General features: G+C 64.7%; 9 protein-coding genes and 1 pseudogene. 6 read left to right on the top strand and 4 right to left on the bottom strand.

Going from position 1 to position 12,679, the window contains the following annotated elements; translation table 11 throughout:
* Window position 1: 1 nt before the first annotated feature.
* The gene (locus LOY26_RS15650; RefSeq protein WP_258713787.1) at window positions 2–952 is read right to left on the bottom strand and encodes a PDR/VanB family oxidoreductase; all 951 of its coding nucleotides are present in this window, start codon (window positions 950–952) and stop codon (window positions 2–4) included.
* A gap of 175 nt (window positions 953–1,127) precedes the next feature.
* Here LOY26_RS15650 and LOY26_RS15645 point away from each other — a divergent pair, with 175 nt between their 5' ends.
* On the top strand, window positions 1,128–1,898 hold the full coding sequence (locus LOY26_RS15645) for a helix-turn-helix transcriptional regulator (RefSeq protein ID WP_050506076.1): 771 nt from the start codon (window positions 1,128–1,130) through the stop codon (window positions 1,896–1,898).
* A gap of 371 nt (window positions 1,899–2,269) precedes the next feature.
* Here the strand turns inward: LOY26_RS15645 and LOY26_RS15640 are convergent, their stop codons facing one another.
* Window positions 2,270–3,970 carry a M24 family metallopeptidase gene (locus tag LOY26_RS15640; protein ID WP_258713786.1) on the bottom strand — a complete coding sequence of 567 codons (1,701 nt, stop codon included), beginning with the start codon at window positions 3,968–3,970 and terminating at the stop codon, window positions 2,270–2,272.
* Between the two features lie 90 nt (window positions 3,971–4,060).
* On the opposite strand from LOY26_RS15640, the pseudogene LOY26_RS15635 reads away from it, so the two are divergent.
* Window positions 4,061–5,545, top strand: a pseudogene (locus LOY26_RS15635) (PLP-dependent aminotransferase family protein); the annotation flags it as partial.
* A 4-nt stretch (window positions 5,546–5,549) separates the two neighbouring features.
* On the opposite strand, the gene LOY26_RS15630 reads toward LOY26_RS15635, so the two are convergent.
* Both LOY26_RS15630 and LOY26_RS15625 read right to left on the bottom strand, forming a co-directional pair.
* Complete coding sequence (locus tag LOY26_RS15630; protein WP_258713785.1) at window positions 5,550–6,563, bottom strand: formylglycine-generating enzyme family protein; 1,014 nt, start codon at window positions 6,561–6,563, stop codon at window positions 5,550–5,552.
* Window positions 6,564–6,583: 20 nt separating this feature from the next.
* Entirely contained in the window at window positions 6,584–8,248 is a 1,665-nt protein-coding gene (locus LOY26_RS15625) for an arylsulfatase (protein WP_258713784.1), read from the bottom strand.
* Window positions 8,249–8,531: 283 nt separating this feature from the next.
* Here LOY26_RS15625 and LOY26_RS15620 point away from each other — a divergent pair, with 283 nt between their 5' ends.
* From LOY26_RS15620 to LOY26_RS15605, 4 genes are all read left to right on the top strand, one after another.
* Entirely contained in the window at window positions 8,532–9,923 is a 1,392-nt protein-coding gene (locus LOY26_RS15620; RefSeq protein WP_258713783.1) for an alginate export family protein, read from the top strand.
* 32 nt (window positions 9,924–9,955) lie between these two features.
* A complete protein-coding gene (mhpT, locus tag LOY26_RS15615) occupies window positions 9,956–11,188 on the top strand; it encodes a 3-(3-hydroxy-phenyl)propionate transporter MhpT (protein WP_033698581.1) in 1,233 nt (410 codons plus the stop codon).
* On the top strand, window positions 11,185–11,724 hold the full coding sequence (locus LOY26_RS15610; protein ID WP_033698580.1) for a DUF3237 domain-containing protein: 540 nt from the start codon (window positions 11,185–11,187) through the stop codon (window positions 11,722–11,724). The genes mhpT and LOY26_RS15610 overlap by 4 nt, the downstream gene beginning before the upstream one ends.
* Before the next feature lie 89 nt (window positions 11,725–11,813).
* Window positions 11,814–12,644: a p-hydroxycinnamoyl CoA hydratase/lyase gene (locus LOY26_RS15605; RefSeq protein ID WP_186664445.1), complete on the top strand. Its 831-nt coding sequence runs from the start codon at window positions 11,814–11,816 to the stop codon at window positions 12,642–12,644.
* The last annotated feature ends 35 nt before the right edge of the window (window positions 12,645–12,679 follow it).

Below are 12,679 nucleotides of genomic sequence, written 5' to 3'. Positions count from 1 at the left end.
TTCAGAGGTCCAGCACCAGGCTGTCGCCCAGGGCACGCGAGACGCAGATCATCAGGCTGTGGCCTGCGGCCCTGTCGGCATCCGAGAGGATCAGGTCGCGGTGGTCTGGCACGCCTGCGCAGACGCGGGTCTGGCAACTGCCGCAGATGCCGGCCCGGCACGAAAACGGCAGCTCGATGCCGTGGGCCTCGAGGGCTTCGAGGATGCTTTGCTGGGGGGCGACCCAGATGCTGCGGTCGCTGAGGTTCAGGTGCACGGTGAAGCCACGGTCGCCCTCGGCGCTGGCCGGTGCGGCGCTGAAGCGTTCGATGTGCAGGCGATCGGCGTGTGGCCCGGCAGCGGCTTGCAAAGCGTCGAGCATCGGCGCTGGCCCGCAGGCGTACAGGTGCTCGTCATCGCGCAGGGTGTCGAGCAGTTGCGCGGTATCCAGATGGCCGCCCGCTTCGTCGTCGAAGTGCAGTTGCACCCGGGCAGGGTCCAGTGCGCGCAGGGTTTCGTAGAACGCGGCGCGTTGCCGGTTGCGGGCGCTGTACACCAATCGCCAGTCCTTGTCGTGCGCCTGGCACCAGCGCAGCATCGCCAGTATCGGCGTGATGCCGATGCCGCCCGCCACCAGGCAATAGCGTTGCAGGTGCTCGTCCAGCCCGAAGTGGTTGCGCGGCAGGCTGCTGGCGAGGGTGTCGCCCAGGCGCAGTTGCTGATGGATGAAACGCGAGCCGCCGCGGCTATCAGGTGCCAGGCCCACGCCGATCAGGTAGCGGTCGCGTTCATCGGGCGCGTTGAGCAGTGAGTAGTGGCGCGGCAGGTCGCCTGCGACGAGGATTTCCAGGTGGGCACCCGCGCTGAAGGGCGGCAGTGCCCGGCCATCGTCTGCACGCAGCTCGATCAGTGCCACGTCCTTGGCTTCTGCGGCGTAGCGCGTGACGCGCAGGTTCAGTGGGTGCTGGTTCATGGGTGTTCCCGATTATTGTCGTTGTCGGGGCCAGCTTACGGACGCGCGTTTGCCAGTGCTGTCACCCGTGAGGTGGACAAGGCCGTGGATTGGCGGCAGACTGATAGTTAATAGGTTAACTATTTATCGGGCGCTGTTTGCCCGAGCCAATAACAATAAATAGCCGAGTGCCGCCATGATTCGTCTCAGCACCCCACAGGCATCGACCTTGCCCGCGCAAATTCGCGCTTTCAGCGACCTGACCCGCACGTTGGGCACGCCTGGCTTTCCCGCTGCGTTGCTGGACTGCCTGGGCCAGTGGGCGGCCTGCGAGCATTTTTCCGTGTTGCGCATGGACGGGGCGCGGCCGCAGCTGCTGGCGGCCGGCACCCGCCACCCTGACGCCAGCCTGGTGCTGCGCTGCGGCCAGGCGTACATCGAGCACTACCATCGTTATGACCCCTTGTTCGAGCCGTTGAAGGAGGCCCCCGGGCAGGTCGGCCACCTGCTGGCCCAGGACATCCGCCATGGGCCATACCGCGAGGCGATCTACCAGCGCAATGGGATGATCGAACGGTTGTCCAGCGTGTACCTGGACGAACAGGCGCGCCCAGTGCAGTTCAACCTCTACCGGCACCATGATCAGGGTTTTTTCAACGACCAGGAATTGCAGATGTGCGAAGCGCTCAGCCCGGCGCTGCTGCAGCTGTTGCGCGGGCACCTGGCGCTGAACAGCCTGAACCCGGTCAAGAACCCTCAGCAGCAGTTGCTGCAGCGCTGCCCCGAGCTCACCACGCAAGAGTTGAACATCTGTGCCCGCCTGCTACAGGGCATGACCCACGCTGGCATCGCCGCCGACCTGGGCATCAAGGAAAGTACTGTGAAGACTTACCGTAACCGGGCGTTCGACCGGCTAGGCATCCACTTTCGCAGCCAGCTGTTCGCGTTGTTCTCGGCCCAGGGGTAGGGCGCCCTGGAAGCACGATCAAATGTGCTTGTCGGGAGATGTAGTGATGGCGGCTAGGTGCCTGTCTTGGGTTTGGAGGTGGGGCAGATATCGAGCGCCGCCCGCGCGGCGCATCGCGACGCAAGGCCGCTCCTACATTTGTTTCGGGCCAGTGAGGCCAGTGGCATTTGCGCGCGACCGCCTTGTTTGTACGACGCGATATTGAGGGGGCACCAAGGGGCCGCGCGCCAATCCCCCAGGAATAATTGGCCCGAAACAAATGTAGGAGCGGCCTTGCGTCGCGATGCGCCGCGCGGGCGGCGCTCGATCTGATAGGCGCTGAAAATGCCAAGCCAGGCACCTGGTGGCCCCGAATAGAATCTCCAGGCGTTTCATTGGCGTTTCTGAAGCACCACAAATTTGGCCGGCCTGGCTTGCCCAACCAGAATGTCTTCGAAAAACGCCCCGACCGGCTCCGTGGGGTGGCACAGCTGAATCTCCAGTACCCAGACCATCTCGCTCGGTACGATGTCCAGATCGGCCAGTTTGTCCTGGCCGAACAGCGCATGGGGGAAGTCGGCGATGCGGTGCCCGGCCAGGTTGCGCTCCAGCTGCCAGCCTTTGACCAGGGCGCTGCGCTCGGCGACGTCGTACAGTTCACGGCCGGTCAGCCCGTCGCACCAGGCTTGGCGCGTCTCTTCGAACACCTCGTGCAGGGCGGTGACGCAGGCCTGATACAGCGGGTGCTCGCCGAACACGAAGGTGTCGCCATAGTCGCCTTCATAACCATCCCACACCGGGCCGAGGTCGACCACGGCGATGTCGGTGGCACGCAGCCGACGCTGCAGGTCGATGCCCTGGCGCGGTGTGCGGATGGTGTCGTCGCCAAAGCGGATATAGGTCGGGTGCCAGGTGTGCGACGCGCCCATTGCCTGCAACGTCTGGCCTGCCATGTGCAACGCCTCGGCGGTGGTCATGCCGACTTTCAGCTGGCTGGCGATGGCCGCCAGGGCCCGTACCGACTGCTCGCGGGCGGCGAGCATGCCGTCCAGCGAGTAGCGCGGGCCGACTTTTTCCAGTACCGGGTCAAGCGTGTCGAGCATCGCGGTCGCCGGCACCGATGCGCCGCTGGGCACAAACGCCTCGGCGACAAAACGGTGTGCCTGCACGCCCGCTGCAAGGCATAGTGCGCGGGCCTGGCTGATCATCGCAGGGTTGCCGCAGGCATAGACCTGGGTGTCGGCCCACGGGTGAGCATGCGTCAGCGCAACCTGTTGCACGCGGGCTTGTGCCGACAGCACCCGGTGCCAGCGAAACCTTGGATGTGCCTGGCTGGCCTGGTCGAGAAACGCGCTGTCATAGAAGTCGGCCTGCGCTGAACCGCCCCAATACAACGTGACCTGGGCAGTGCCAGACAGGGCCGTCAGCAATAACGGCTTGATGCCGGCATAGCCGGTGCCGGTGGCGAACAACACCACGGGGCGTTCACCTTCGTGTTGCCAGGTGCAGGCGCCCACGGGCCCTTCGAGCTGCAGCGCGTCGCCCACCTGCAGGGACGGCAGGGTGCCTGCGGTGAACAGCCCGCCGCTGAGGGTGCGAATATGAAACACCAACCGCCCTTGGTCCTGCGCTGGCAGGTTGGCGATGGAGAAACAGCGGCTATCGCCATTGGCCAGGCAAAACCTCAGGTACTGGCCGGCGCGTACCTCGAGGGGCTGCGTGGGTTGCAGCACCAGTTCGGTGATGTCCACGCTCAGGGCGCGTTTGCTCAGCACATGGGCGCTGATCTGCAGGGTCGGCGTGTCCACTGACCAGCCGGGGATTTCCAGGCGCATGTCGCTGCAGGCATGGCTTTGGCACAGCAGCATCTCGTTGGCGGCGAGGGGGTAGCAGGGCGGGGGCGTGTCGTCGCTGCGTTGTTTGGCCCGATACTGGCCCGCCACCACCTTGACCTTGCACGACCCACAGGCGCCGCGGCGGCACGAGAAGGGCACGGACAGGCCGCTGGCGAGCATTGCATCGAGCAGCAAGCCTTCGGCGGCTTCGAAGCGCTTGCCCGAGGGCGAGAGTTCAATGACATGGCGATCGTGCATACAGACCTCAGGGCGCAAGGGTGGGCTGGAGAGGCCTGATTGTTGCGTTTAGACTAGGACCACAAGAACCTCCAGTTCTGGATAATTCACATGGTCCAGCTTCGCAAATGGCGGCCGCTGCTCAAGCTCGATGGGGCTCAGCCGCAGGCCTCGTACCGCAAGATCGTCGAAGGCCTGGTGACCGCCATCGTCGAGGGCCGCCTGCGCCCCGGCACACTGTTGCCCGGCACGCGGGAGATGGCGCAACTGCTCGACGTCAATCGCAAGACGGTGATCCTCGCCTACGAAGAGGCGGTCACCAAAGGCTGGCTGGAGAGCGTGCAGCGCCGGGGCACCTTCGTCAGTACCCGGCTCGCGGCGGGCACGCTGCCTGCGCGCGGCGCGCCGCCGGCCTTCGCCCTGGCGCTGAACGACGCGCCTGCGGTGGCGTATTTCACCCACAGCGAGCAGGTGACGACGCTGCACCATCGGCCGGGCGCGCTGTTTTTCGATAACGGCGCCTGTGACCATCGCCTGCTGCCCCAGGCTGTGTTGCATCGCTATTACCGCAAGGCCTTGCGCACCAGTTTCACCACCAACACCGTGCGCCATGGCTGCGAGGGCAGCAGCCAATACCTGCGCAGCGCATTGGCCGACATGCTGCGCCATAACCGCAGCCTGAACGTGGGGGCAGAACACATCTGCCTGACCCAAGGCGTGCAGATGTCGTTGTACCTGACGGCCAGCGCATTGCTCAAGCCGGGTGATGTGGTGCTGGTCGAGCGCCTGAGCTACCCGCCGGCGTGGGAGATATTCCGCCAGTTGGGGGCGCGGCTGGTTACCGTCGACCTGGACGAGGAGGGTTGCCGGGTCGATCAGGTCGACGCGTTGTGCCGGGCACACGACGTTCGCATGATGTACCTCACCCCGCATCACCAGTTCCCGACCACAGTCAGCCTGCATGCCGCACGCAGGCAGCAATTGCTGGAGCTGGCCAGGCTGCATGATTTTTGCGTGATCGAAGAAGACTACGACCACGAGTATCACTTTGCCGGGCGCCCCTACTTGCCGCTGGCCAGCGACCCTTCGCAGCGCCATGTGATCTACATCGGTTCGCTGTCCAAGTCGTTGGGCAGCACCTTTCGTTGCAGCTTTATCGTGGCGCCGCCGAATGTGATCGAGGTGCTTGAGCGTACCGCGGTGCTGACCTTGGGGCAGGGGGATGCGGTCATGCAACGGATGCTGGCGGACCTGATCAATGACGGCGAGCTGAAAAAGCACCTGCGGCGGGTGTCCAGCGAGTACCGTCGGCGTCGGGAGACCTTGTTGAATTGCCTGCGCGATGCCTTTGGCGAGCAGATAGCGGTGCAGGCACCGGAAGGCGGGTTGGCACTGTGGGTGACGTTCGACGATGCGATCGATGTCGACCAGTTGGCGGCCAAAGCGTTGCAGTTGGACCTGGTGCTGCGCGGCGGCGGCCAGTTTTCACCGTTCGGCCACCGCGAAAATGCCTTGCGCCTGGGCTTTGCCTCGCTCGATGTGGACGAGATCCGCCGTGCCACCCAGCGGCTGGCACAGGCGGCAAGCGAGCTGGGCAGCCTCAGTCGGCCGCAGCTGCCCGCACCGTCCGAAACCCCACATGAGACGTTGCCAGGTACACCGTCTGCGGCTGCCGTGCCGAAGGCCGGTAGCGCATGCAGGCATCTGCCGAGCACAGGTGTGACCCCCCCTTGATCACCACCACCGGCGTACCGGGTTGTACGGGGTCGTAGCTGTCGCCCAGCGCCGGGCCCGTGGGGTCGAGGGCGGCGTCGCGTGCCTCATCATGCCCGGGGCGATAGCCGCTGCGCGTCAGCTCCCAGACGTTGCCGCCCGCGTCGAACAGGCCAAAGCCATTGGCCACGAAGCAGCCCACCGGGGAGGTGCCGGTGAAACCGTCGAGCGCTTGATTGTGATACGGGAACTGGCCCTGCCAGGTATTGGCCATGGGGTTGCCGTTGGGCCGCTCAGCCGTGCCCCAACTGAAGTCCGCATCCTGCAGGCCACCGCGCATCGCGTATTCCAGCTGCGCCTCGCTGGGCAGTGTGCGCCCGGCCCAGCGGGCGTAGGCTTGGGCATCGCGCAGGGTCACCTGCACCACCGGGTGGTTGGCCCGCTCGTGCCAGTGGCTGCCGGGCCCCAGGGGGTGGCGCCAGTTCGCCCCGGCAACGAATTGCCAGCCGGGCCGCAACACCTGCGCGCCTTGCTTGAACACCATTGCGCCTGGCACCCGCAGCGGGTCTGGCAGGTCGGGGGCGGCCTGTGCGTCGATGCCCTGTTCGGCCTGGGTCACGTAGCCGGTGGCCTGTACGAAGCGGGCGAACTGGGCATTGGTGACCGGGTGCACGTCGACCCAGAAGGCCGAGACCTTGGCCCGGTGCGGCGGGCCTTCTTCGCTGTAGAAGCGGTCTGAGCCGAAGCTGAACGTGCCCCCGTCAACGCGGACCATACCGTCTCGCCAAGGCCCCTGGTGGGGCTCTGGCACGCCGCTGTAACTGCTGCATAGCAGCGCCGGTGCAGGGGGCACCGGCCAGGCGGCATACGCGGCGGCAAGCACGCCGAGGGCGAGTACCACACCCCCGAGCCTCCGGGGAGTCATGGCTTGCGGACCAACGCGGGGGAAACAGGCCGCCCCTCGGCCGTGGTCACGATGTTGTTGCGCTGGGCGTAGCTTTTCCAGTCGCGCAGCAGTTCGGCCACTTGCATGGGCTGTTGCGGGGCCAGGTCATGGCGTTCGCCTGGGTCCTTGCTCAAATCGAACAAACGCCAGGCCGGCGCTGCGTCGGTGGTATCGAACAACAGCTTGAGGTCGCCCTTGCGCAAGGAGGCATTCCCGTTGATTTCCCAGCCCAGGGCCTCGTCGCGGGGGTGGATCTGGGTGTCCTTGCCTTCGAGGTAAGCCAAAGCTGATGTGCCTTGGGGTGGCACGATATCGCGGTCGCGGTACTTGATGCCTGGCAAGGGCGCACCGGCCAGCTGCAGCAAGGTAGGCATGATGTCGCGGACGCTGGCGAGCGCTTCGCTGCGCCCGGGTTTTATCGTCGCCGGGTAGTGGACGAAGGCCGGTACGCGAATGCCGCCCTGGTAGGTGGTCATCTTGTAGCGGCGGCTGGGCAGGGCGCTGACCTGGGCCCAGGCCGAGCCGATCATCAGGAAAGAATCGGGCCGACCGTAGTTTTCCAGGCGGTTGTCGAAGTTGCTTTTGATCCACGCCGGGTCTACACGGTTGGCATTTTCCGGGCCATTGTCGGACATGAACAACACCAGGGTGTTGTCGAGTTCGCCCGTGGCCCGCAGATGCTCCACCAAGCGTCCGACCTCGGCGTCCAGCGCCGCTACCATGGCTGCGTAAACCTCCATGGTGCGGGCTGACTGCTGCTGTTGCTCAGGGCTCAGCGACGCCCAGGCCGGCACGCCTTCCAGTTGCGGCTCCAGCGGGAAGTCGGCGGGCACCAACCCCGCCTTGCGCTGGCGCTCAAGCCGTTCGCGGGCAATCTGCTCATAGCCTTGGTCATAGCGGCCGCGGTATTGCGCCAGGTACGCGTCGGGCGCCTGCAGCGGCCAGTGCGGTGCAGTGTAGGCGGCAAAGGCGAAGAACGGCTTGTGGCTGGCCTTGCCCTGGTCGATGGCGTCGATCAGGCGGTCGGTGAACCAGCGGGTCGAGTAGAAATCGTTAGGCAGCTCCACCGGCTCGCCGTTGTGGCGGAAGGTCCAGCTGTAGTTGGGCAGCAGGCCCATGTTGGTTTGCTTGAAGTGCGCCGCGCCCCCTTCGAGCAGTACATAAGCCTGGTCGAAACCGCGGTTCTGCGGCTGCTGCGCCGGGGTCATGCCCAGGTGCCATTTGCCGGCGATGTAGGTGCGGTAGCCGGCATCGCGCAACAACTCGGCGAGCGTGGCCACGTTGGCCCCCAGCACACCTTCATACCCCGGTTGCACTTCGCTGCCCGCCGGCAGGCGCCCGCGCGACTCGGCCATCATGCCAACCCCGGAGAGGTGCGGGTCGTTGCCGGACATCAGCATGGCGCGGGTGGGGGAGCAGCTGGGTGCGGCGTGAAAGTCCAGCATCAGGCGCCCATCCGCCAGCAGCTTGTCCAGGTGAGGGGTAGCGATTTCACTGCCCAACGCAGACAGGTCGGAAAACCCCAGGTCATCCGCGACCACCAGCAAAATGTTGGGTTGTTTAACGGTTGGCGCGGCGAACGCTTGGCTCGCGCCGAGCAGAAGCAGGCCGAAAGCAAGCAAGGGCTTCGAGGGTGTCATGGGGTTCTCTTTATTATTGTGGGTGGAATGCACCACATGATTTTTTTATTTAATGATCTTGTCAAGGAATGCAAACCGCAGGCGCCCGTGGCTGAAACGCTTCTTTACGGGCTTTGCATGGCAACGGCCCTGAATCGGGGGTTTCAAAAGTGTTCGATCAGCGAACACTGATCGCGCAGCCCCAGCGGTGATATGCGTTGGCGCCTATTGACGGCATCATCGTTAATCAAAATAATCGTTAACAGAGTTATCCATTTTCACAACAACAAGAAAGGATATTCTGATGACCAAGCCGTTGACGGGGGCATGTCTGTCCCTGGCGCTGTTATCAATCGCTCCGCTTTCACAGGCTGCCAGCCCCTTGGAGGACAGTCGGCCGGGGCGTCCCGGCGCGCCGCGCTGGGTCGAGGACTACCGCTTTCTGGATGCACCGGGCAAAGCCACCGATCCGTTCGATGGCCTGCGCTACCATCGCTTGTCCGACAGCGCTTGGCTGCAATTGGGCGCAGAGGCGCGCTACCGCGCCGATGCAATGGACAAACCGTTCTTCGGCTTGCGCGGCATCAAGGACGATTCCTACCTGATGCAGCGCCTGCAGGCGCACGCCGACCTGCACCTGTTCGACGATGCGCTGCGCGCCTTCGTGCAGGTCGAGAACACCCGCGCCTTCGGCAAAGACCTGTACTCGCCCAATGACGAAAGCCGCAATGAAGTGCGCCAGGCCTTTATCGACCTGAACCATGACTTTACTGGTGGGCGCTACACCACACGCGTCGGCCGCCAGGAAATGGCCTACGGCAACCAGGTGTTCGTGACCTACCGCGATTCGCCCAACATCCGCCAGACTTTCGATGGGCTGCGCGCCAGCCTCAACCTCAAGGACGGGCGCAAGCTCGATGCCTTTGCCGTGCGGCCCGTGGAAACCGGCGAGGACAGCTGGGATGACGGCAGCAACAATGCAGTCAAGTTCTATGGCCTGTATGGCACGCTGCCGCTGACCCTGGCGTGGAACATCGACCTGTTCGCCTTCGGCCTGGAAACCGACGACCGCACCCTGGCGGGGGAAACCGGTGACGAGAAACGCTACACCTTCGGCACTCGCGTGTTCGGCCGCTACCAAGCCATCGACTGGAGCTGGGACCTGGCGGCCCAGCGCGGGCACCTGGGCAACGCCGACATTCGGGCCTGGGCGGTGTCCAGCGACACCGGGTACACCTTCAGCCATCCGTGGAACCCGCGCCTGGCCATGCGCCTGGACGCCGCCAGTGGTGACAGCGAGGTGGGCGATGGCAAGGTCGGTACCTTCGACCCGTTGTACCCGCGCAATGGCGTCTACGGCGAGGCCAGCCTGACCACCTTGAGCAACGTCATCGTCATTGGCCCGACCTTCGGTTTTTCACCTTGGCGCAACCTGCGCTTCGAGCCCGGCGTGTTCGAAGTGTGGAAACAGAACACCAGCGACGGGGTATACATGCCTGGCATGAGCGTACTTGCCAACACCCGCGGCACTGGCCGACACGTGGGCACCATCTACCGGGTCAACACCCGATGGTTGCCAACGCCTAACCTGACGCTCGACCTGGACCTGAAGTACTACGACATAGGCGCTGCCATTCGCGATGCCGGGGGCGACGACGCCTCGTTCGTGTCCATGCGCGCCACCTTCAGGCTCTGATTACCTTACGCATAACAACAAGAGGGCTGCACATGAGTGGTTCAATCGCACATTCGCACCGACCGGTACTGACTATCGGTTTGTGCTTTCTCGTCGCCCTGCTCGAAGGGCTCGACCTGCAAGCCACCGGTATTGCGGCGCCGCACATGGCCAAGGAATTCGCCTTGACCCCGGCGATGCTGGGGTGGGTGTTCAGTGCCGGCTTGCTCGGCCTGTTGCCTGGCGCCTTCGTTGGCGGCTGGCTGGCCGACCGCCTGGGCCGCAAACGCATCCTGATCATGGCCGTATTGCTGTTCGGGCTGTTCTCCCTGGGCACCGCACATGCCTGGGACTATGCCTCGCTGCTGGTTGCCCGGCTGATGACCGGGCTGGGGCTGGGGGCGGCATTGCCGATCCTCATCGCCATGGCCAGTGAAGCGGCCCACGAACGCTTGCGCAGCACGGCCGTCAGCCTGACTTACTGCGGCGTCCCCCTGGGCGGCGCCATCGCGTCGGTGATTGGCATGGCAGGCTTGGGTGAGGGCTGGCGCCTGGTGTTCTATGTCGGCGGTTTCGCACCAATCGCGATTGCCTTCGTGCTGATGGCCTGGCTGCCTGAATCCCAGGCGTTTCGGGCCCAGGCTGCGACCACGGGCACGCAGAACGGGCTGGCAGCGCAACTGTTCGGCCCAGGCCGGGCGAGCCGCACGCTGCTGTTGTGGCTGGCGTGTTTCTTCACCTTGACCGTGCTGTACATGCTGCTCAACTGGCTGCCTTCGCTGTTGATTGGCCAGGGCTATACGCGGCCGCAGGCCGGCGCGGTGCAGATCCTGTTCAACCTGGGCGGCGCAGCGGGGTCATTCCTCACCGGGCGCATGATGGACCGTGGCCATGCGGGGCGTGCGGTGTGCATCGCCTATGCCGGCATGCTCGCCTCGTTGGCGGGCCTGGGCCTCTCCACCAGCTTCGGCTTGCTCCTGCTGGCGGGCTTTACCGCAGGCTATTGCGCCATCGGCGGCCAGTTGGTGCTGTATGCGCTGGCCCCCACGCTGTACCCGACACACGTGCGCGCCACGGGGGTGGGCGCGTCGGTGGCCGTGGGCCGGTTGGGGTCGATGGCCGGGCCGTTGGCGGCCGGGCAGATCCTCGCTGCCGGCGCAGGCGTAGGCGGTTTGTTGCTGGCGGCCTCACCGGGGCTGGTGGTGGCTGCCGTGGCGGCGATGGCACTGCTGGGGCGCGGTGCAGCGCAGGCCGAAGCTGCAGCCTCGGGAGGTGTTGCGCCATGAGCCTGGGTAAAGCACTTGCCGTCATGCTGTTGAGCGGTTGCGCCGCACTGGCCCAGGCGGCCAGCTATGAACCGCCGCCGCTCAAGCTTGAGCCACTGGCGCGCTTCAGTGTCGACCTGGTGGCACCCATCTGGGAGCTGGGCAGCACCAGCGGGCAGGGCAAGCGGCGCATCATCCCCATCACGGGTGGGCATTTCGAGGGCGCTCGGCTCAAGGGCACCATCCTCAACAACGGCGCGGACTGGCAAGTGGTCACCCCAGAGGGGGTGGCCATTATCGACACCCGTTACCTGCTGCAGACCGATGACGGTGCGTTGATCTACCTGCGCACCGAGGGCTACCGCTTCGGCCCGCCCGAGGTAATGAAGAAAGTCGCCGCCGGCGAGGACGTCGACCCCAGCCTGTACCAGTTCCGCATCACGCTGCGCTTTGAAACCTCGGCCCCGCAATACGCCTGGCTGAACCGCACGGTGGGCGTGGGCAGCGCCATGCGCCTGGGCAACGCCGTGGTCTACGACGCATTCGAAGTAAAATAGATAATTTTATTAATGGTTAATTGACTTAACTATATGGCCGGGCTAATGTTCGGCCAACCACAACGAACAATCAGTACAAGAGGTGTGTGATGGGCCAATACGAAAACCGCTGGCAGACCGTGAAAGTCACCGTCGAGCAAGGCATCGCCTGGGTCAGCTTCAACCGTCCTGAAAAGCGCAACGCCATGAGCCCAACGCTCAACCGTGAAATGCGCGATGTACTGGAAACCGTCGAGCAGGACGCCGACGCACGCGTGCTGGTGTTGACCGGTGAGGGCAGCGCCTGGACCGCCGGCATGGACCTCAAGGAGTACTTCCGCGAGGTGGACGCAGGCCCCGAGATCCTTCAGGAGCGCATCCGCCGCGATGCCTCGGAATGGCAGTGGAAGCTGCTACGCTTCTACAGCAAACCCACCATCGCCATGGTCAACGGCTGGTGCTTCGGCGGTGGTTTCAGCCCGCTGGTCGCTTGCGACTTGGCCATCTGCGCCGACGAGGCCACCTTCGGCCTGTCTGAAATCAACTGGGGTATTCCACCGGGCAACCTGGTCAGCAAGGCCATGGCCGACACCGTGGGCCACCGTGAATCGCTGTACTACATCATGACCGGCAAGACCTTCGACGGGCACAAAGCCGCGCAGATGGGGCTGGTCAACAAGAGCGTGCCGTTGGCGCAGTTGCGCGATGAAGTGGTGCTGCTCGCCCAGGACCTTCTCGACAAGAACCCGGTTGTGCTGCGTGCCGCCAAAAACGGCTTCAAGCGCTGCCGCGAGTTGACCTGGGAGCAGAACGAGGACTACCTGTACGCCAAGCTGGACCAGGCCCAGCTGCGTGACCCGGAGCACGGCCGCGCGCAAGGCCTGAAGCAGTTCCTCGACGACAAAAGCATCAAGCCAGGCCTGCAAGCCTACAAGCGCTGAGCAGCCGCGGTTTTCATTCCCGAACAATCAGAAAA

The sequence above is a fragment of the Pseudomonas sp. B21-047 genome, assembly GCF_024748775.1.
Lineage (GTDB): Bacteria > Pseudomonadota > Gammaproteobacteria > Pseudomonadales > Pseudomonadaceae > Aquipseudomonas > Aquipseudomonas capeferrum.
Note: the sequence above shows the minus strand (reverse complement) of the source record. Positions and strands in the feature narration are given on the sequence as shown.